26 protein-coding genes are annotated in these 20,883 nt (G+C 30.8%); 10 read left to right on the forward strand and 16 right to left on the reverse strand.

All coding sequences use genetic code 11. The features are described from left to right. Positions 1-834 (reverse strand): universal stress protein, encoded by an 834-nt coding sequence (locus Q0663_RS08120; RefSeq protein ID WP_299009165.1) that lies wholly within the window; start codon positions 832-834, stop codon positions 1-3. 98 nt (positions 835-932) lie between these two features. On the opposite strand from Q0663_RS08120, the gene Q0663_RS08125 reads away from it, so the two are divergent. From Q0663_RS08125 to Q0663_RS08155, 7 genes are all read left to right on the forward strand, one after another. Continuing rightward, positions 933-1,460: a mechanosensitive ion channel domain-containing protein gene (locus Q0663_RS08125; RefSeq protein ID WP_299009167.1), complete on the forward strand. Its 528-nt coding sequence runs from the start codon at positions 933-935 to the stop codon at positions 1,458-1,460. Positions 1,461-1,871: 411 nt separating this feature from the next. Beyond that, the gene (locus tag Q0663_RS08130) at positions 1,872-3,263 is read left to right on the forward strand and encodes an arginine decarboxylase (RefSeq protein WP_299009170.1); all 1,392 of its coding nucleotides are present in this window, start codon (positions 1,872-1,874) and stop codon (positions 3,261-3,263) included. A 16-nt stretch (positions 3,264-3,279) separates the two neighbouring features. Beyond that, positions 3,280-4,218 (forward strand): agmatinase, encoded by a 939-nt coding sequence (gene speB / locus Q0663_RS08135; protein WP_299009173.1) that lies wholly within the window; start codon positions 3,280-3,282, stop codon positions 4,216-4,218. Positions 4,219-4,389: 171 nt separating this feature from the next. Then, on the forward strand, positions 4,390-5,001 hold the full coding sequence (locus tag Q0663_RS08140) for an RMD1 family protein (protein ID WP_299009176.1): 612 nt from the start codon (positions 4,390-4,392) through the stop codon (positions 4,999-5,001). A 73-nt stretch (positions 5,002-5,074) separates the two neighbouring features. Next, a complete protein-coding gene (locus Q0663_RS08145) occupies positions 5,075-6,043 on the forward strand; it encodes a deoxyhypusine synthase family protein (protein ID WP_299009178.1) in 969 nt (322 codons plus the stop codon). 4 nt (positions 6,044-6,047) lie between these two features. Next, on the forward strand, positions 6,048-6,329 hold the full coding sequence (locus Q0663_RS08150) for a hypothetical protein (RefSeq protein ID WP_047788432.1): 282 nt from the start codon (positions 6,048-6,050) through the stop codon (positions 6,327-6,329). Between the two features lie 21 nt (positions 6,330-6,350). Beyond that, positions 6,351-6,611, forward strand: a complete 261-nt coding sequence (locus Q0663_RS08155; protein WP_299009191.1) for a hypothetical protein — start codon at positions 6,351-6,353, stop codon at positions 6,609-6,611. Positions 6,612-6,650: 39 nt separating this feature from the next. Here Q0663_RS08155 and Q0663_RS08160 read toward each other — a convergent pair whose 3' ends face one another. The 9 genes from Q0663_RS08160 to Q0663_RS08200 form a co-directional block, all read right to left on the reverse strand. Continuing rightward, positions 6,651-6,878 (reverse strand): TerB family tellurite resistance protein, encoded by a 228-nt coding sequence (locus Q0663_RS08160; RefSeq protein WP_299009193.1) that lies wholly within the window; start codon positions 6,876-6,878, stop codon positions 6,651-6,653. A gap of 12 nt (positions 6,879-6,890) precedes the next feature. Beyond that, a complete protein-coding gene (locus Q0663_RS08165; protein WP_299009195.1) occupies positions 6,891-7,076 on the reverse strand; it encodes a hypothetical protein in 186 nt (61 codons plus the stop codon). Between the two features lie 2 nt (positions 7,077-7,078). Continuing rightward, positions 7,079-7,408: a hypothetical protein gene (locus tag Q0663_RS08170; protein WP_299009197.1), complete on the reverse strand. Its 330-nt coding sequence runs from the start codon at positions 7,406-7,408 to the stop codon at positions 7,079-7,081. 482 nt (positions 7,409-7,890) lie between these two features. Further along, positions 7,891-8,175 carry a hypothetical protein gene (locus Q0663_RS08175; protein ID WP_299009198.1) on the reverse strand — a complete coding sequence of 95 codons (285 nt, stop codon included), beginning with the start codon at positions 8,173-8,175 and terminating at the stop codon, positions 7,891-7,893. A 2-nt stretch (positions 8,176-8,177) separates the two neighbouring features. Next, complete coding sequence (locus Q0663_RS08180) at positions 8,178-8,453, reverse strand: ATP-dependent Clp protease adaptor ClpS (RefSeq protein ID WP_121146033.1); 276 nt, start codon at positions 8,451-8,453, stop codon at positions 8,178-8,180. A 5-nt stretch (positions 8,454-8,458) separates the two neighbouring features. Further along, a complete protein-coding gene (gene prmA, locus Q0663_RS08185; protein ID WP_299009206.1) occupies positions 8,459-9,292 on the reverse strand; it encodes a 50S ribosomal protein L11 methyltransferase in 834 nt (277 codons plus the stop codon). After that, a complete protein-coding gene (gene tpiA, locus Q0663_RS08190) occupies positions 9,292-10,050 on the reverse strand; it encodes a triose-phosphate isomerase (RefSeq protein WP_299009208.1) in 759 nt (252 codons plus the stop codon). The genes prmA and tpiA overlap by 1 nt, the downstream gene beginning before the upstream one ends. Positions 10,051-10,110: 60 nt before the next feature. Beyond that, positions 10,111-10,584 (reverse strand): thioredoxin family protein, encoded by a 474-nt coding sequence (locus Q0663_RS08195; protein WP_299009210.1) that lies wholly within the window; start codon positions 10,582-10,584, stop codon positions 10,111-10,113. After that, positions 10,585-11,661 carry an ABC transporter permease gene (locus tag Q0663_RS08200; protein WP_299009212.1) on the reverse strand — a complete coding sequence of 359 codons (1,077 nt, stop codon included), beginning with the start codon at positions 11,659-11,661 and terminating at the stop codon, positions 10,585-10,587. It lies immediately after the preceding gene. Positions 11,662-11,724: 63 nt separating this feature from the next. Between Q0663_RS08200 and pyrF the strand changes: the two genes are divergently transcribed. Beyond that, positions 11,725-12,537, forward strand: coding sequence for an orotidine-5'-phosphate decarboxylase (pyrF, locus tag Q0663_RS08205; protein ID WP_299009214.1), 813 nt, complete (start codon positions 11,725-11,727; stop codon positions 12,535-12,537). A gap of 226 nt (positions 12,538-12,763) precedes the next feature. On the opposite strand, the gene Q0663_RS08210 is transcribed toward pyrF, so the two are convergent. Both Q0663_RS08210 and Q0663_RS08215 read right to left on the reverse strand, forming a co-directional pair. Continuing rightward, a complete protein-coding gene (locus Q0663_RS08210) occupies positions 12,764-13,960 on the reverse strand; it encodes a RagB/SusD family nutrient uptake outer membrane protein (RefSeq protein ID WP_299009216.1) in 1,197 nt (398 codons plus the stop codon). A gap of 12 nt (positions 13,961-13,972) precedes the next feature. After that, entirely contained in the window at positions 13,973-17,047 is a 3,075-nt protein-coding gene (locus Q0663_RS08215) for a TonB-dependent receptor (protein WP_299009218.1), read from the reverse strand. Positions 17,048-17,442: 395 nt separating this feature from the next. On the opposite strand from Q0663_RS08215, the gene Q0663_RS08220 reads away from it, so the two are divergent. Beyond that, on the forward strand, positions 17,443-18,213 hold the full coding sequence (locus tag Q0663_RS08220) for a LytTR family DNA-binding domain-containing protein (protein ID WP_299009220.1): 771 nt from the start codon (positions 17,443-17,445) through the stop codon (positions 18,211-18,213). A 35-nt stretch (positions 18,214-18,248) separates the two neighbouring features. Next, on the forward strand, positions 18,249-19,007 hold the full coding sequence (locus Q0663_RS08225) for an ABC transporter substrate-binding protein (RefSeq protein ID WP_299009222.1): 759 nt from the start codon (positions 18,249-18,251) through the stop codon (positions 19,005-19,007). Here Q0663_RS08225 and Q0663_RS08230 read toward each other — a convergent pair. The 4 genes from Q0663_RS08230 to Q0663_RS08245 form a co-directional block, all read right to left on the reverse strand. Next, on the reverse strand, positions 18,990-19,187 hold the full coding sequence (locus Q0663_RS08230) for a hypothetical protein (protein WP_299009224.1): 198 nt from the start codon (positions 19,185-19,187) through the stop codon (positions 18,990-18,992). The genes Q0663_RS08225 and Q0663_RS08230 overlap by 18 nt on opposite strands. Positions 19,188-19,336: 149 nt before the next feature. After that, the gene (locus tag Q0663_RS08235) at positions 19,337-20,044 is read right to left on the reverse strand and encodes a DUF4197 domain-containing protein (protein ID WP_299009225.1); all 708 of its coding nucleotides are present in this window, start codon (positions 20,042-20,044) and stop codon (positions 19,337-19,339) included. Between the two features lie 58 nt (positions 20,045-20,102). Further along, positions 20,103-20,267 (reverse strand): DUF5522 domain-containing protein, encoded by a 165-nt coding sequence (locus Q0663_RS08240; RefSeq protein ID WP_299009226.1) that lies wholly within the window; start codon positions 20,265-20,267, stop codon positions 20,103-20,105. An 83-nt stretch (positions 20,268-20,350) separates the two neighbouring features. Further along, complete coding sequence (locus Q0663_RS08245; protein ID WP_299009227.1) at positions 20,351-20,878, reverse strand: DUF4136 domain-containing protein; 528 nt, start codon at positions 20,876-20,878, stop codon at positions 20,351-20,353. Positions 20,879-20,883 lie beyond the last annotated feature (5 nt).

The following is a 20,883-nucleotide window of genomic DNA, read 5'->3' on the forward strand; positions in this document are numbered from 1 at the left end:
TTAAACTATTTCTGGTAATATTAGTATCGGTATTTTACTATGAAATGCCGATTTTTTAATTACGTTTTCTTCTAATAAACGATTAAAAAAATTGTATTTATGATTTAACAATACCAACAATTCGCTTTGGGTTTCATCTATATGTTTTTCTATAGTTTGCGTTTCTGAACCTTCCCAATCTATCTTTTTATAGGTAACGTTTAAACCTTGTAATAACTCTCGTAGTTTTACTTTATTTTTTTGCTGATTTTCTGTTAAAAAAGTTTCCTCAGATAAATTCACAACTTCTAATCCACTCTTTTTTATAAGACTTAAATTAATTAAAAACTGTAATTCTTTTTTTGAATAGAATCTTTTATAATTTGTTGAAAAAACTATCTGATGTACTGGTTTGTATTTATAGTTCATTGGAACTACAATTAATGGACAATTATCAATAGCATTAATCATTTTCATGGTATTTGTTCCTATGAAGGTTTCTGCTAAACTTTTTGCTCCTTTCGTTCCTGTTACAACTACATCAATATTATTTTCTTCTATTGTTTTAGTTACTGCTTTAGTTAATGAATTTGATGTAACTAAGCTTTTGTAAGTAAACGAACTTTCTTCTCTATTTAGAACCTCTAGTAAATACTTTAATTCATCCTCTATTTCATCATCCATTTCATTAAACCATTTATCGTTTTTTTCATCACTTAACAGTTCTGAAGGTTGACTTATATACACATCTAACAAATAAATAGTTGCTTCAACTCCTTTAAACAACTGCTTGGTGTAATTCAGTGCATTGATAGCTGCTTCTGAAAAATTATATGGAATTAAGATGTTTTTCATAATGAAATAGAATTATGATTACCTATCAAATATAATTTTTTATTTCGACATTATATTTACGAAACCAGAAGTATATTTGTATTTAAAAAAACTTAATCATGAAAAATCGTTTTTTAGAATTGTCTTTCTACAACCCTTTTATACAATTCTTGCTTTTAGTAGCAACACTATTTTTTTTGATTTATGTTACTAAAAAACTGACTAGATCATATATCCTAAAAAACGCTATTGAACCTCATAGGAGAAAACTCATATTAAACCTAAGCTATTTTTTATACTATACGTTAGCTCTCTTTATTTCATTAATTATTTTTGGTATTAATTTTAAAGAAGTAATTGTTTTTGCATCTTCAATACTTGCTGTACTTGGTGTTGGTTTCTTTGCCCAGTGGTCTATTTTATCGAACCTAACAGCTAGTATCATCTTATTTTTTTACCACCCAATGCGTATAGGTGATACTATAAAAATTATTGATAAAGACTTCGATTTACAAGGTGTGGTAAAAAACATTACAGGCTTTTACGTTCTTTTATACATGCCAGAAGAAAAAAGAGAAATAACTGTGCCTAACACTATTATTCTGTACAAAGGAATTGAGCTAATAAAGAAACAAAACAACATCTAATTCACTGTAAATTAATTTTTTAAAAAAAATAAAAAAAAGTTTGTTGTATTAAAAAATAGTTTACATTTACGGCATCTTATTATATAAGTCGAATGTTACGTTTTACTTATTTCGGTAATAACTTTTACGGGAAGATTAAAGGTTATTTAGTGTTTTGGAAACACAACGAAAAAATTAAGGATTCTTCCATTCCTCAATACTCTCTACCACTGAATTTTTATAAACAGTGCGGTGATTGCTTAGCTTTAAGAGTCTAACTATTCATATTATTTTGGTTTAACAATCTTGTTTGTTATAACAACAACAATGATACTTGTTATACAATTTATTTAAAAAAGTTTTGGTGCATGCCTTAACTGCTTTTTGAATTATCTATCTGTACTCAAAAAACAGATACAACTAAAAATAATAATGAATACTAAATATAAAGACTTAATAGAACAAACGTTTGATTTTCCTCAAGAGGAGTTTCACACAGAAAACAACAACTTATTTTTTCATGACATTGACTTAATGCAATTAGTGAAGCAATACGGTGCACCTTTAAAGTTCACGTATTTGCCAAAAATATCGGAAAACATTAACAAAGCTAAGAACTGGTTTCATAATGCTATTGAAAAACACAATTACAAAGGAAACTACAATTACAGCTACTGTACTAAGAGTTCTCACTTTAAATACGTATTAGATGAAGCTTTAAAAAATGATATTCACATCGAAACATCATCTGCTTTTGATATTGACATTGTAAAGTCATTAAAAAAAGAAGGAAAGCTAAGTGATGATGCTTTTGTATTGTGTAATGGTTTTAAACGCGATCAATACATCGCTAATATTGTTAGTCTAATTGATGGAGGGCATACAAACTGTATTCCAATCATAGATAACTATGAAGAGCTAAATTTACTTTTAGAAGAAACTAAAAGTAAATTTAAAGTAGGAATTCGTATAGCTTCTGAAGAAGAACCCAAGTTTGAATTTTATACTAGCCGTTTAGGTATTGGATACAAAAATATCGTATCCTTTTACGAGCGTGAAATCGCTAATAACCCTCAAGTTGAATTAAAGATGTTACACTTCTTTATCAACACAGGTATTAGAGACAACGCATACTACTGGAACGAATTAATGAAATGTTTAAGTGTATATATCAAACTTAAAAAAGTTTGTCCAACCTTAGATAGTTTAAATATCGGCGGAGGTTTCCCTATTAAAAACTCATTAGCTTTTGATTTTGACTATGAGTATATGGTAGATGAAATCATCAACCAAATTAATGTAGCTTGTAAAGAGGCAGGTGTTGATGTTCCTAATATTTTTACTGAATTTGGAAGTTTTACCGTGGGAGAAGCTGGAGGTGCTATTTACGAAGTATTGTATCAAAAGAAACAAAACGATCGTGAAAAATGGAATATGATTAACTCATCTTTTATTACCACTTTACCAGATTCTTGGGCCATTAACAAACGTTTTATCATGCTTCCTGTTAACAAATGGAACCATAGATACGAACGTGTATTGTTAGGTGGATTAACTTGTGACAGTGATGATTATTACAACTCAGAACAGCACGTAAATGCTATATATTTACCTGTATACGAAAAAGAATCTCCACTATATGTAGGTTTTTTCAACACAGGTGCTTATCAAGAAACCATTGGTGGTTTTGGCGGATTACAACACTGTTTAATTCCAACACCAAAACATGTGTTAATTGATAAAAACGAAAATGGTGATTTCACCACTAAACTATTTAAAGAACAACAAAAAAGCGAAGAACTATTATCAATCCTAGGGTACTAGTTTATTATCAATAAAAATGGAAAAAAGAAATTACGCAGGTATTCCTGATCAATACGCAAAATTAGAAACTGCTAAAGTAGTATTAATCCCTGTTCCTTATGATGGAACTAGCACTTGGCAAAAAGGAGCTGATAAAGGTCCAGAGGCGTTTTTAAACGCTTCTGAGAACATGGAGTTATATGATATAGAAACTGATAGCGAAGTATACAAAGAAGGTGTTTATTTAGCGGATGCTGTTACAGAAGATTCTTCTCCAGAAGCTATGGTAGAAGCTGTGCATGCAACAACTAAAAAATTTATTAATAAGAATAAGTTTGTAACTCTTTTTGGTGGTGAGCATTCAATTTCTATCGGTACTATCCGTGCTTTTAACGAGTGTTTTAACAACTTAACAGTATTACACATCGATGCGCATGCTGATTTACGTAAAGAATACGAAGGAACTAAGTGTAACCATGCTTGTGCTGTTTACGAAGCAAGCCAAACTACTAACTTAGTACAAGTAGGAATTCGTAGTATGGATATTACAGAAAAGTCATCAATGAACATGGAAAAAGTCTTCTTTGCTCATGACATGGCTGTAAATGAATATTGGATGGATGATGTGATTGATCAATTAACAGGTAATGTTTTTATCACGTTCGATTTAGATGCTATTGATCCATCTTTATTACCAAGTACAGGAACACCAGAACCAGGAGGATTATTCTATTACGAAACACTAGAGTTCTTAAAGAAAGTATTTACTGAAAGAAACGTAGTAGGTTTTGATATCGTAGAATTATGCCCTAACGAAAACGAAAAGTCTTCAGACTTTTTAGCGGCTAAATTATATTATAAAATGTTGAGCTATAAGTTTTCTTCTACTACGGAAGATGAAGAAGATTACGATGATGACGAAAGCTCTCCATTTAACAAATTAGCGAAGTTTAAAAACGACGACGACGATTACTAAAATGCACTTACAAACAATTGCATATCATCTTGAAAGACGAATAGCACTTAGTGCTATTCGCTCTCAGTTTGAATCGTATGAGTTAGTCAAAAGAGAACATTCTTTTTTACTATATAAAATCACAAACAATTCATACATCTATATAAAAGATTATGGAAGTGTTGTTTTTTTATGAACTGTACAAATGATTTAATTAATCAAATTGTTAGTTTTTTAATTAATAAAGAAAATTCAAATATCAACAACTTGCCCTCAGAAAAATACAACATCACTTTTTCTGATACTATAGAAGTTGATTTCGGAACTATTCAAATTAAAGAATTAAATGATGATGTAGCACATATCATTATGCTTAACCTAGCACAATCGGTAGCATTGATGAACTATGTAAACAAAACATCTGATTTGCACGATAAAACATTAGTGTATTCAAAGCAATTAGAAAAGACAGGAAGTTTTAAACTTTCTAAAATTCAAATGCGAAAATTTATTGGTAAAACCTTAAATTTAAAAAATAATATTGCTGAAAATTTATTTGTTTTTGACTCACCAGATGTTGCTTGGAATAACAAAGACTTGTCTGATTTAGATTATAAACTAAAAGATGAATTAGATATTTTAAAACGTCATCAAGGAATAGAAAATAGTTTAAACGTAATTAAAGAAAATTTAGATTTATTTAACGATATACTACAACACAAGTACAGTAGCATGCTAGAATGGATTATCATTCTTCTAATTCTTTTTGAAGTTGTACAGGTAATTATTGAAAAGCTAATTTAAAAAACACAAGGCTTATAAAGTTATCACTTCTAGCATTAAAGAAGCAATTTTATAAGCTTAAAAAAATAATAAAATGAACAAACCTATAACAAATTTTATAGAAAAATACTTTTTACACTTTAATGCAGCTGCACTGGTAGATGCTGCCAAAGGGTACGAAGCACAATTAGAACAAGGCTCTAAAATGTTAGTATCTCTAGCAGGAGCCATGAGTACTGCAGAATTAGGAAAAATTTTTGCAGAAATGATTCGTCAAGACAAAGTACACATCATCTCTTGTACAGGAGCCAACCTTGAAGAAGACATCATGAATTTAGTAGCGCACTCTCATTATAAAAGAGTTCCTAACTACCGTGATTTAACTCCACAAGATGAGTGGGATTTATTATTAAAAGGATTAAATCGTGTTACAGACACTTGTATTCCTGAAGAAGAAGCTTTTAGACGCCTACAAAAACATATTTTTAAAATCTGGAAAGATGCAGAAGAAGCTGGCGAACGTTATCTTCCTCATGAATATATGTATAAACTATTATTATCTGGAGTTTTAGAGGAATATTATGAAATCGATTTAAAAGATTCGTGGATGTATGCAGCAGCAGAAAAGAACTTACCAATTGTTGTTCCTGGATGGGAAGATAGTACAATGGGAAATATTTTTGCCTCTTATGTAGTAAAAGGAGAGCTAAAAGCATCAACTATGAAGTCTGGTATTGAATATATGACCTTCTTAGCGGATTGGTATACTGAAAACTCAGAAAACGGTATCGGGTTTTTCCAAATTGGTGGTGGAATCGCTGGAGATTTCCCTATTTGTGTAGTACCAATGCTATATCAAGATTTAGAAAGAGAAGACACTCCTTTCTGGAGTTATTTCTGTCAAATTTCAGATTCAACGACTAGCTATGGTTCTTACTCAGGAGCTGTTCCTAACGAAAAGATTACTTGGGGGAAATTAGACATTGATACACCAAAATATATTATAGAAAGTGATGCAACTATTGTTGCTCCATTAATATTTGCCTATTTATTAAAAATGTAGCCTTATGAAGAGAGTTATTGTAGACTATGCCAAGTTAACTACTGATATTCTAGATTTATTGGTAGAAAGATATCCTGATGGATATGATCATTCAGATATTATTTCCTTTAAAAATAGTAAAGGAGAAACAATAAAAGCGGTAGAAGTAAATACCGAAGATACTCTTTTTTTAGTAAAAATAAGTTCTCAGTTACAACAGTCAATGGAAGACCATGAAACCGACGATGAAGAAAATGACGATACCTTTGATGAAATTGAAATAGCTGATGACTTTGATAATGAATAAATAGTAAACTGTATTTAAACCATGGCTTATTATAACTCACAACAAACAGTTACATTAGTCGGCGTTTATCAAGGATACACAAACGGCTATTATGTTTTTGAATTAGAAAACGGAGATATTATTGACTTTGAACAAATCAACAAAAAGAATCTTGAACATTTAGATTTAAAGTCTTCATCTCTAAAAAATAAAAGTTTTGAAATTACGTATAAAGAAATTTTTGATGATGTAGATGATGAAGGTCTTGTAATTTTTAAGTTAGAAAACTTACAACCACTTTAAAAAACAAATCCCATTCTAAAGAGAATGGGATTTAACTTTTTATAATATACTTAGTATTGATTTATACTGATCTAAATCTATCTTACCACTAAAAACCTTTGTGGTTTTAGAGATTATGTCTTCTGCTCTTTCTTGTGAAAAACCTAGCTGAATAGCATATCTCAAAATTAACTTTAATTCAGCCTCATCTATTTCATGATCTGAATAAATTATTTTGAATAAATCTAACAAGCGCTCTAACCTATCATCCGTTTTTGCTTGTGGCACTACTGGATATTTTTATGAGTTTTCTACTATATCTTGATACTCTGCCTCGGTTATATCTAATTTTCTAGCAAAACGATTCACTAATTTTTCTTCATCCTCATTTAAACCTCCATCAATAATAGCAAGATTAACAATAGCACTAAAGTGAGCTACATTATTTCTATGCTTACTTGACTCGTATAAATCTACAATACTCATAATTATTCTATTTTTTTTATTGACTGTAACACAGGTGTCTCAATTTCATCATCTGATACCTTATAATCATATGTAATTTCAAATACCTGATCTACAAATTTATTATCTTTTAAGTTATAAATTTTTAATATTTTCTCTGATATGGTTTCAAAGGTTATTACATCTTCATCTCCATCTTCGTCTTCAAACGAAAAAGTATAACCATACTCATCATAACCTTGAAAAATTGCTACAGTTTTTATAGGGTCAATAAGTTTATTTTGTTTAGTTGTAAAAGCCAAACTTGCCCCAATAAATAATATAAAAACTGTTTTTATAAATGTACTTTTCATTTTCTTTAAAAATTTTAATTAATAAACTTTCATCTTGGATATTAACCACAACAAGTCCAAGTTTCTTTTAGCAAAAACTAGCTTTTAGTTATGCTCGTGGCACTTAAAGAAAATGATATTACATAGGCTTTTATTATTACTGTTTCATCTATATAAAGATACATTTTTTTTCATTCTTTTTTACAAAGTCTTAATTATTTTTAAGTTAAAAGAACACAATAAAAAAGACCTTAAACTTTCGCTTAAGGCCTTTTCGTCTAACCAAACTTAGTATAAAAACTAACTACTACTATTTTAAACCTTCCTTGAAAAACTTCTCTTTTCAGCCCCCCAACTTACTAAGAGAAGTGTTTTGCTTTAAGGGTGTAATTTCTTGTATTAATTTGTAAACCTTTTTGCTTTGTTTACACTAATAAGACACCATATTTTTAAACTGGTCACATAAAAACAAAAAAAACTCAAAAAAAGTTTTTTTTGAGTTTTTAGTATAAATATTTTCGTAATACAATTCGATGCTCTGGTATTGATTTGTCGTAGTCATTTACCAGTAACTCCAATATCTCTGGTGGTTCTTTTCCTATCTCTTTTTTTGATTTGTACTTAGACACGTATAAATTATATACCGTTTTTGTATCTTGATTTTTCTTTTCAAAGATTAAAAAATGTTGTTCGTTTAATTCCGAAAAGCTTATTTCGTTTTCTTGAAACGCTCCTGAGTTATCTTTAAAAAAATCTGAAAATTCGTAATACCTAAAAATGTTTTCCATTCTTATACTATCTCTGCTGATAAACCTAGCTCTAATAACTTAGAGCATCTTGGTTCTAAATCTTTATACTCCCCTGTTTTAACCGAGCACTTACCTTTATAATGTACTAAGATGGTACATTGTTCCGCTTGTTCTAATGTATGATCACATACAGTTACAAGACTATCAATTACAAAATCAAAGGTATTTACATCATCGTTATGCAAAACAATTTCGTGCTTTCTTGTTTCATTTAATAAAACATCAAGCTCTTCTTGAATTTTTTCTATCGTACTCATTTGTTTTATTTTTGATACTGCAAAGCTACCCAATTATTTCTTTTTATGGTATCTTTTAATGTTAAACTGTACTTAGACACCTCACTATCAATCACTGGAATATCTTCACTATAAAATCCACTTAATAATAAAACTCCTTTTTCAGTTAAGCAACTCGTGTAGGTTTCCATATCATTTAACAAAATATTTCGGTTGATATTCGCTATAATAACATCATATTTTTTCCCTTTTAATAAAGATGCATCTCCTTCATAAACCGAAATATGTTTACAGTTATTTCTTTCTACATTTTCTAATGAATTCTCATAACACCAAGCATCAATATCTATAGCATCAATAGGTTGTGCTCCTTTCATTTCAGCAAAAATTGCTAAAATTCCTGTGCCACACCCCATATCTAAAACTTTTTTACCTTCAACATCTAAATTAATCAAATGTTGTACCATCATGTGTGTAGTTTCATGATGTCCTGTACCAAAACTCATTTTTGGTTCAATAACAATATCGTATGGCAAATTCGGGTTTTCATGAAATGGAGCTCGGATACTAACCAAATCGTCTACTTGAATAGGATTAAAATTCTTTTCCCATTCTTCATTCCAATTCGTTTGTTCTATCTCTTTGTGTTTATAGTCAATTGAAAACTCTTCTGAGTTTAAAACAAAAACATCATTTAAAATATCTTTATTCCATTCTTCTTTTTGAATATACGCTATAACTCCATTGTCGTTTTCAACAAAACTCTCAAATCCTAAAGAACCCAATTCAGCAATTAAGATTTCTGTAGTTGGTTCTTTTGGTGTTACTTCAAAAGTATATTCTATATAAATATTGTCCATTAAATTGATTTAATTATTGCTGCAAAATCTTCAGCTTTTAATGCTGCTCCACCTATTAAACCTCCATCAACATCTGGCTTAGAAAAAATTTCTTTAGCATTGGCTGGTTTTACACTTCCTCCGTATAAAATTGAAATGGTATCAGCTATTTCTTTTCCATACTCTTTAGCAAAAAATTCTCTTACAAAAGCATGCATTTCCTGCGCTTGCTCTGGTGAAGCTGTTTCTCCTGTTCCAATAGCCCAAACTGGCTCATAGGCTAAAATAATATTCTTAAAAGCTTCTTCTTTTAAGTGAAATAAAGCCTTTTTTACTTGACTTTCTACCACTGTAAAGTGATTCCCTGATTTTCTATCTTCTAATAATTCTCCAAAACAAAAAATTACTTCTAATCCGTTCACCAAAGCTGCATCTACTTTTTCTGCTAATAACTCATCCGTTTCACCAAAGTATTCTCTACGTTCAGAATGCCCCAAAACTACTATGCTAACACCTAAATTTGTTAGCATATCTGCTGAAACCTCTCCTGTGAATGCTCCACTTTTAGATTGATGCATGTTTTGTGCGGCAACTTCTACAAGTGATTCTTCAGTCTTTTTTACTGCTGACTCTAGGTTTACAAAACTAGGAGCAACTATCACTCTAGTGCCTTCTTCTAAACCAGTTTTTACTTCTTCCTTTATTCCCTCTATTAATTCTTTTGCTTCATCGAGGTTTTTATTCATCTTCCAGTTACCTGCAACTATTTTTTGTCTCACGTGTGTTATTTTTTTCTGGTTATTGATTTTCTGTTTGCAAAATTACATTATTTCTAGGCTTTAACGAATTAATTTATCCGACACCTTCGATGACTTAAATACCTTAATATTTCTATCTTCATCAATTACTAAAAATCTCGGAATCGTTTTTAATTTTAAAAATTCCCCAAGCTCTCCTTTTCCTTTCTCTTGAATATAATAATGCTGACCTTTAACAGGAATATTTTCTAAACCTCTCTTCCAATCATGGTATGAATGGTCTACTGATAAAAAAACATATTCAAATTCTGGATTTTGCTTCTGAAATAAAAGCACATCTTTAAAGCTACGTTGACTGTAAGGGCAATAAGTAGCAAAGATTTGTACAAAGAGTTTCTTTCCTTGATTTTGATCTAAAATCTCTTGAAAAGAAATTGACTCACGTTCTAAGGTCAATAATTCTTCATTTAATGCACCAGAAGTAAAATACTTTGGCTGAAAAGCGGCACAACTTGATAAAAAAACTATGGTAATCAATAAAAAAAATGTTCTCATTTATTGTAATCTTATTCGAGGATCTAACCAACTATATAATATATCTACTAAAACATTTATGATTATAAATAACGTAGCAACTACTAAAACAGCTCCCATAATTACGGGTAAATCAAGCGTGTTTAACGAGTTTACTATTTCTTTTCCTAATCCGTTCCAGTTAAAAATATACTCTACAAAAACTGCTCCAGCCAGCATTGAAGCAAACCACCCTGATATTGCTGTTATTACTGGGTTTAATGAGTTTTTTAAGGCGTGCTTTTTTATTACCTGATACATTGTTAACCCTTTCGCTTTTGCTGTTCGAATATAGTCCTGACTTAAGGTTTCTAACAATGAATTACGCATTAACTGTATGACTACTGCAAGCGGACGAATTCCCAGTACTACTGCTGGTAATACCAAATTCTTCCATTGAATATGCATTCCTTCACCAAAATCATCTACTTCATACAAACTTCCTGTCATTTCTAAATGAGTGTATTTATGTAATACAAAACCAAATAACCAAGCAAATAAAATTGCCGAAAAGAATGAGGGAACACTCATTCCTAAAGTACTTATAATTGCTATGAGTCTATCAAAAAAAGTATCTTTAAATAAAGCGGAAAAGACTCCTAAAATAATTCCTAAAATTAAAGCAATGGTTATGGCTACAACCGCTAGAATTGCTGTATTGGGTAACGTTTCTTTAATTACTTCGGAAACGTTTTTTCCATTTTTTTGAAATGATTGACGTAAATACGGTGTTTTTATAACCACCTCTGTATTCCCAACAGAAAACAAGGGTTGCGCATTGTATTTACCTTCTGATAAGAAGGTATAATTATCAGCATTTTTACTATGAAAAGACAACGGAGAAACATCATTCAAATAATACAAATACTGCGTAAATACAGGTTTATCAAATCCGTATTTTTTTCGAATATTTTGTAGTTGTTCGGTGTCTTCTCTCTGATCTAACATCATACGAGCTGGATCACCTGGTAAAATGTTAAACAGTAAAAAAATCACAGTAACTACACCAAACAGTGTTAAGAATCCGTAAAAAATTTTGTTAACTATATATTGAAACATATATAACAAAGATAACAGAAACTGCTAAATTTATGTACTTTTGCCTAACTTTTACAACAACACATGACAACACAACAACTTGTATCTGAAATTCGAAAAAAGAAATCGTTTTTATGTATTGGACTGGATGTTGATTTAGACAAAATTCCAGCTCATTTACTTCAAGAAGAAGATCCTATTTTTGCCTTTAATAAAGCTATTATTGATGCTACTCACCATCTTTGTGTAGCTTACAAACCGAATACTGCTTTTTACGAAGCTTATGGAATTAAAGGGTGGAAATCTCTTGAAAGAACGATTAATTACTTAAACGAAAAATATCCTGAAATTTTCACCATTGCTGATGCTAAACGTGGTGATATTGGTAATACTTCTACCATGTATGCAAAAGCTTTTTTTGAAGACTTAGCTTTTGACTCGGTAACAGTTGCTCCGTATATGGGAAAAGACTCTGTTGAACCTTTTTTAGCTTTTGAAGACAAACATACCATTATGTTGGCTTTAACTTCTAACCAAGGTGCTTTCGACTTTCAAACAAAAACAGTTGATGGTAAAGAATTATACAAACAGGTTATTGAAACTTCTAAATCTTGGAAGAACTCACAAAACTTGATGTATGTAGTTGGTGCTACCAAAGCTGAATATTTAGCGGATATAAGAAAAATTATTCCTGAGAGCTTTTTATTAGTTCCTGGGGTAGGTGCCCAAGGCGGAAGCTTAGAAGAAGTTTGTAAATACGGAATGACTGACACTATAGGGTTATTAATTAATTCATCTCGTGGAATTATTTATGCTTCTAACGGAAATGATTTTGCTGAAGCTGCTGCTACAAAAGCAACAGAACTACAACAGCAAATGGAAAATATTTTAAAATAAAAAAAGTCAAGGTTAATAACTCCTTGACTTTATAACTAATTCAAATAATTACATCAATGAAAACAAAATTTGATGTAAGATGGTGCAAAAGTATTAAGCTTACTACTTCATACTTACAACTTTGATTTGAATCACCTTATTTTTGATTTGAGAAAGCTATATATTAAAAAAGCTGAGAATATATTCTCAGCTTTTTTTTATTTAAGGGTAAGATCTATTTTACTTATTACTGAAGTAATGGGTTAGAATCAACCGCTCTAGTTGGGTAAGGTAAAACATAAGAAGCCTTTCCTTCTAATTTTAAATCTTGCCATCTTGTCCACTCAAAAGACATTTCTAAACGTCTTTCTTCAGCTAATGTTAACGAAGATTTTCTTGCTGTTTGTAATTCTGTTAATCTTCCTGTATTACCTGCTTCTGCAGAAATTAAATACATTTCAGCAATTCTAGATACTAATAAATCTGAATCATCTTCTCTTTTATATTTATTTGAGTAAATATAACCTCCATTATCATCTTTACCAGCAAAGTCAAATAAGATTTCACGAGTATCTTCTCCTTTTACTAATGCTGTTAAATCATCAGCTGCTGCAAAACAGTTCCAATCTTTTGCCATAGGACTCATAATCCAACCCCAAGAACCAACTTCTTCTGCTTTATTACCTTTAAACATAAAGATAACTTCTGAATCTCTCTCTAAAGGGTTTGCTGCTAAAGAGAACTTACCTGATGTAATTAACTCTTCTGCTTCTGCTCCTGCAGCTGCAATATCACCTTGCACTCTGTAAACTCTTGCTAAAAGAGCTGATGCTGCTTCTTTTGTAGGAGTTTTTTGACTTTCTAACAAACTAAGTCCATTAAAACTTACACAGTTTTCTTTTGCGTATTTTAAATCTTCAACAATAAAGTTTAACACATCCTCTTTTGAAGAAGGTGCAATAGGTGTTCTATCATAACTTTCATCTACTAAAGGAACTCTTTCAAACATATCATAAAGTCTTAAGTAACTTAAAGCTCTGCTATAACGTGCTGCTCCTTTTTGAGCTTCATTTGCAGAAGGTACTTTTAATATAGTATTAGCTCTATCGATACCTGCATAGTAATCTGCATAAAAATAACTTAATAAAATATCACTTGCAGGAACTTTATTTTCGTAAAAGTTCTGTACTTGAAACCATTGAAATTTAACTGGCTTATAGTTATCTCCCATAATTTCAGTATTCATTATTGCGAAATAACCATACTGATTAGGGTGTCTCATCTTTTTATATAACCCTGTTAATAATTTATCTACATCTTCTGTTGCTAAGCTTGAATTTGCGTCTAGAGATGCTTCAGAAGGTATATCTAACTGATCGCTACAAGATGTTGTTAACGCCGCAAATAACCCTATGAAAAGTATTTTTGAAATTTTTTTAATCATCGTATTTTATTATTAAAATTTAACGTTTAATCCTACCAAGAATGATTTCACGTTTGGAATACCTCCTAAATCAACTCCAGCTCCAATTTTACTTCCGTCTGTTCTATCTTGGCTACCTTGTGCTGCTTGATCTACATAACTTACTTCTGGATCTGCTCCTGAATATTTAGTAAATGTAAATGGGTTTCTTACTTGAGCATAAAGTCTTAAACTTTTAATGAATTTAACATCTGAATCTTTTAAGAAGTCAAAATTATATCCTAAAGTAATATCTGAAATTCTTAAATAATCAGCATCCTCTAAGTATCTTGTAGATCTTTGAGTGTTCCATGCAGAAATTTCAGAAGATAAATGTGGTCTTGGGTTAGAAGCATTCGTATTTGTTGGCGTCCAATAATCTAACATTTCCGTTAACATGTTTTCAGAATAAGATGGTGCTCCAACTGCTCCTCCGTTCAATCCGTCTTCCTTGAAAAGTGCATATACTTTTTTACCTAAAGAGTATTGACCACTAATTGATAAATCAAAACCTTTGTATTCAACAGAAGTGTTAAAACCTCCGTAGATTGGAGCAATACCTCCTTCAAATACTTTTTTATCAGCATCAGTAATTTGTCCATCACCATTATGGTCTACATAAATCATATCTCCAGCTGCCACTGTTTGACCGTCTGTACCATCAGCTTTCTTGTATGTATAAGCTTCTGAAGCTACCCCTGCTGATTCTAAGATAAAGAACGAACCTAAAGGGCTACCTTCTTTAACAATAGAGGCAAATCCTGTTGTGTATTGTCCTGATTCAGCTCCTACCTTTAATACTTTATTATCATTGTATGAAAAGTTAGCACCGAAGTTCCATTTAAAATCTTCTTTTTCAATAATTCTAGCATTAACATTAGCTTCAAAACCTTTATTTGAAATATTACCAACGTTAGCTAACATTGTTCTAAATCCACTTTCTTGCGGTACATTAACCCTACTTAAAAGATCTTGAGTTTCTTTTTCATAGTAATCTAAGTTAACATCAATTCTATCAAATAATGTGATATCTAATCCTAAGTTTAAAGCTTCTCCTTTTTCCCATTTTAAGTCAGGGTTAAAAATAGTAGTTGCTGCTAAACCTGGAGCTTGATCATAATTTTCACCAGAACCAATTAAACTTTGTCCAGAAGCATAAGAAATACCTGTTTGGTTACCAGTATATCCAAAAGAAGCTCTTGCTTTTAATTCTGTAATAGCTGGTACATTGAAGAACTTTTCGTTAGAAATTGTCCAACCTAAAGATGCTGCAGGGAAACTACCCCATCTGTTTTCCTTTCTAAATTTTGAAGACCCATCATATCTTGTTGATACCATAAAGTGATACTTAGAATCCCAAGACAATTGTAATCTAGTAAAATACGACTCTAATGCCATAGCCTTATAAAAACTATCTCCTTGATTAATTTCTCCTGCAGAAACCAACCAATTTAAATCACTTGACGGGAAGTTTTCACCAGCTACATAAGCACTTTCATAATCCCATTGTTGGAAAGAGTGACCTCCTAATAAAGTTAACTTTAATTTATCGTTAGCAAACTTATCTGTATAAGTTACAGTATTTTCAATTAAGTAATCTCTATTGTTTTCTGTACTATACAAACCATATCCTGTAGGTACTCCATCTCCATTCAACCCTCTTCTTGTGTTAGGAGCATCGTATCTATTATATCTATTACTTCTAATATTACCACTAAAAGCAGAGTGCCATACAACACTTTCTATTGGCGTCACATCTAAAAACAATGTTCCTCCTAAGTTTTGCCATTTATCAGTTACTTGTCTTTCAAAAGCAAACAACGGATTAACAAAGCTATGAACAGCAATCTTACCGTCCGCATCGTAAGGACTAACATCTGGTCTTGCTCCTAATGCTCTTGAATAAGGCTGATATGTACTATTATCATCTGCAAAAGGAGTAGCCTCTGAATATGAGAAATAAGAATTAACTCCATACTTTATGTAGTCATTCATTTTTTGCTCTAAATTTAATTTTACACGTCCAATTTTGTACGTATCTTCTTTTATGATACCTTCTTGATCGTATAAAGAAGCTGATAAATACGCTCTAGTATTTTCTCCTCCGCCAGATACACTAAACTGATGTCTTTTAACAGTTGCATTTTCTCTTAACACTAACTTTAACCAGTCTGTATTGTAAGAACTATTAGGTAATGGAGTTAAAACTGTAGGATCTTTTGGTGCGTCTAAATCACCAGAAGCAATATCTTGCTCATAGTTTACTCTTGCTGCATCTAATACTTGCTTATATCCTTGAGCATCTAATAAATTTGGTCTTTTAATAATATTTTGAAAACCATAAGAAGTGTTAAAAGACACAGAAATATCTTGTTGATATCCTCCTCTATTTGTTTGAATTAAAATAACACCATTTGATGCTCTTGAACCATAAATTGCAGTAGAAGCAGCATCCTTTAAAATACTAATACTTTTAATATCTTCAGGAGAAATTCCAGACATATCTTCTTGAGGAACACCATCAATAATGTATAATGCATTGTTTGATGCACTCAAAGAACCGTTACCTCTAATACTAATTTGAGTAGCATCACCTGCTCTACCTCCAGTACTTACAATTTGTAAACCTGAAGTTTTACCTTGTAAAGCCTGTGTTACGTTAGCTACTGGCTTATCTTGTAGTTGTTCTACTCCAATTGTTGCTACAGACCCCGTTAAATCTTTTTTAGAACTAGTTCCGTATCCAACAATAACGATCTCTTCTAATAAGTTAGAATCTTCTTGCATTAAAACATTAAGTTCAGAACCTGAACCTACAGTTTTTTCTGCAGCTTGCATTCCAACAAAAGTAAATACTAAAACATCTCCTTGTTTAGCATTTATAGAGTATTTCCCATCAAAGTCTGTTTCTGTACCTATGGTTGTACCCTTTAAAATTACATTTACACCTGGTAAAGGACCTGAACTATCAGATACTACACCGGTGATTTTCTTCTCCTGCGCATTGATATTTAGCAAAAAGCTAAAAAAGAATAATACACAGATCACATTTTTTAAATGTAGATTCATAAATTATTAAATTTTTATTAATTAACATTTGTAAAACTAACGGCAATAAGTTTTTGCCTACACCTATTTGAATCAAACAACCGTTTATTTGATGTGAAAAAACACTTTAAGGAAGTAAACAACAAACAACTCTTTATCATCATTTGTTAATTAATGTTAATTTTCTCAAAACCCCTTTAGCCGACTACGCTTCTTAAGATTTTCTTCATTAATTTTGCAGCGTAAATCAACTTAATTATTAATAACAATGGTTTCCTTCAACCTTCTTAAGAATTACTAACTCAACTTTTAACATACAACTCTAGTTTTAATAAAAATTTAACTACAATTAAACATCCTTCAAATTAGGGAGAACTCTTATTTGGTTGTTTTAGTTATTGGAAAACATATTATAAATGAAGATATCAATTCTAATCGTTGACGATGAAAAGAACGCTCGATCTAGATTTAAAAAATTAGTGAGTGAGTATAGTTTTATAGAAATCATTGGTGAGTGTTCTGATGGTTCAAATGCTATAAAAAAAATTAACACCTTATCCCCTGATGTTGTTTATCTTGATACAAAAATCAACAATATGACAGGGTTTGATATTATCGAAAAAATAACTCTACCTAAAAAGCCTATTTTTATTTTCACAGCTTCTTCTAACGAACATGCTGTAAAAGCTTTTGATTATTTTGCCTTTGATTACCTTTTAAAACCCCTAGAAAAAGACAGATTTTACGCTTCAATTAAAAAAGTTATTGACTACAAAAAAATAGAAAAACTTTCTAACTTAGATAACATCCTAGATCTTGTAAAAGAAAAAACTCCAATTGAAATGCCCGTAAAAGGGACCAAGATTAATATTAAATCAGGAAATAAAATAATCTTTTTAGAGCGAAACTCAATTAAGTATATTTCTGCTTCTGGTTATTATGTAGAAATTTTTACTACGGATAACAAAAAGTATTTACTAAGAGAGTCTCTTTCTAGCATTATTAAAAGGTTAAACTCTAACTTATTTATTAGAATTCATAGATCAACAATAATTAACTCTAATTTTATTGATGAAATTATCACCTCTAATTATGGTGAAACAGATGTAAAAATTAATGATAATAAAACTTTCAGAGTAAGTAAAAGCTATAAAAAAGATTTTCAAGAGCTAATGGGGGTTAAATAATAGCTCTTTTTTTTTGAATCCTTACTTTTGCTTTAATGGGTATTGATAAAAAGTATAAAAGAATAATTTCTTTGGTTCCAAGTCAAACAGAACTTCTAGTTGACTTGGGACTTGAAGATAGTATAGTGGGAGTAACTAAATTCTGTGTTCACCCAAAACATCTTTTAAAAACAAAAACAGTAGTTGGGGGTACAAAAAACATAAAAACAGATAAAATCAAGGAACTTCAACCTGATATCATTTTATGTAACAAAGAAGAAAACACTAAAGAAATAGTTGAAGCCTGCCAACAAATAGCATACACTCACGTTTCTGATATCTTTACACTTGCTGACGCTATTGATATTATTTCTTTATACGGAAGTTTTTTTGACAAAAAAAAAGAAGCTGATAAAATGATTCATGAATTAGAATCAAAAGTAATCGATTTTAAAAATTTTATTCACGATAGGAAAAGCAGAAAAGTAGCTTATTTTATTTGGAAAAATCCTTGGATGGTTGCCGCAAATAACACGTTTATAAATCACCTACTTGAGCTCAACAAATTTGAAAATATTTACAGTGATTTAGAGCGTTACCCTGAAGTTACTCTCGAAACCACAAAACAAAGAAAAGCAGAACTCGTTTTACTTTCTTCAGAACCTTTTCCTTTTAAAGAAAAACACACTGCTAAAATAAAAGAGCACACAAGCAACAGCACACCTATTTTGGTCGATGGCGAGTACTTTTCTTGGTACGGTAGTAGACTGTTAAAAGCTTTTGATTATTTCAAGGAGTTACACAGCAGGATTTGACATATCTTCATCTAAATATTTTATTCTATTTAGTTTTTCTAAAATCTTCATTGCTTTGAATGCTGAGCGGTCACTTTTACACTCATCTTCATATTTATAATCATTAGCTGTCTCAACCAACCTTAAATATCTCTCTTCAAGATGTTTTCTGTATCTACGTAATTGATTAATTCTTGACATTATATTAAAATTTAAGCGGATTATAAATATACGTAAATATTTGGTTTACAGAAATATAAAAACTAATCAAAATTTAAAACGGGGAAAATTCCTATTTTAATTATTACCAACAACAAAAAAGCTCTTGATTTCTCAAGAGCTTTCTAATTTTATTTATTATCCTGCAACGCAAATACCTGACGTAGCAAAGGAGTATCACGTAACCCTACTTTTTCACGGATTCCTTTTTCTTCAACAGCAATCATGGTAAAAACACCTTCTAAAGCTTCCGTAGTTACATAATCTGTTAAGTCTGGATTCACTTTTTTAACAAATGGAATACTATTGTATTTCGTGATTAAGTTTGACCAAATTTTATCAGCTCCTACTTTCGAAAATGAGTTTTTAATCACTGGATTAAACTCACTATACAAAGCTGTTGTTGTTTTTCCTTCTAAATAAGAAGTAGCTGCATTATCCGCCCCTAATAAAATGTTTTTTGCATCTGCAAACGTAATTTCCTTAACAGCATTTACAAAAATTGGTGTAGCCGTTTTTACAGCATCTTCAGCTGTTCTGTTGATTGCTTTTAAACCCTCATCAGCTAAATTACCTAAACCTATCTTTCTCAAACCTTTATCAACTGCTTGTAATTCCTCTGGTAATAAAATTTTCACTAAATCATTTTTATAAAAACCATCTTTTGAAGTTAACTTGGTTACTTGATGCTGAATACCATTGTCTAAGGCTTGACGTAAACCATTACCAATTTGTTCTTGTGTTAACACTCCTCCTTGTGGTAGTTGATTTACTACTTTTTGTAATTCTGCACATCCCATAAAAGTTAGTGCAATAAAGAATACTGTAATTTTTTTCATGTTTACTTGTTTGATTTTATCTATCTTTTTAGAAACAATAAACTAATTATTGTCACATTTATTTGAAACTATCGGTATTTTTATCATATCCATAAGGACAATGTTTACAGCCGTTTTTACAACAATATCCACGACGTAAATGGTACGCTTCTTTAAAAACCCTATACCCTTGTTCGTTAGTATAATACTCATCAGGAGTGGGTTTTAATATCTTATTTCTCATGTTACAAATATCATAAAAAAATACGTTAAACAGACTTTATGTTTCTGCTTAACGTATTTGTATATCTTTAAAAAATTTAAATCTTACTTTTTAGCGTTAGGTGGATACTCCGCCATAATCTCAGCCACAAACTCTTTAATACGAGCTTCCTTTCTTTCTACACTACTTGTTCTCAAAGCTCCCGTTCCTATTCCTTGCCAAACTAACTCTTTTTTGTCAGCATCTAACAAATCAATAAACAACGTACCTTCGGTATATTGAGAAACAGTTACTGGACTTGGACCATAATACCAAGGATAATAAAATCCTCCATAGAAATTATCATTCACATTAATACGTTCACGAGACTTAGTAAACAAACTCACTAAAACATCTGGTGTAGCTGACTTTGTCATCCCTTTCGCCGTCAACTCTGCTTCAATAGCACGCATAATACGTTTTTTATCTAAATCAGAGATCGGAGCTTTGTCTATTCCTGTTTTATAAAATGCAAATGTTTTATACTGATTAAAGTCAGTTTGAGTATCATAATCCGTTACTACCCTTACCGAACTACACGAAGTAATTAGTAGAACTATAATTGGCAAAAAAAGTAATTTTAAATTTTTCATTTCTC

It is taken from the genome of uncultured Tenacibaculum sp. (assembly GCF_947504135.1).
GTDB lineage: Bacteria > Bacteroidota > Bacteroidia > Flavobacteriales > Flavobacteriaceae > Polaribacter.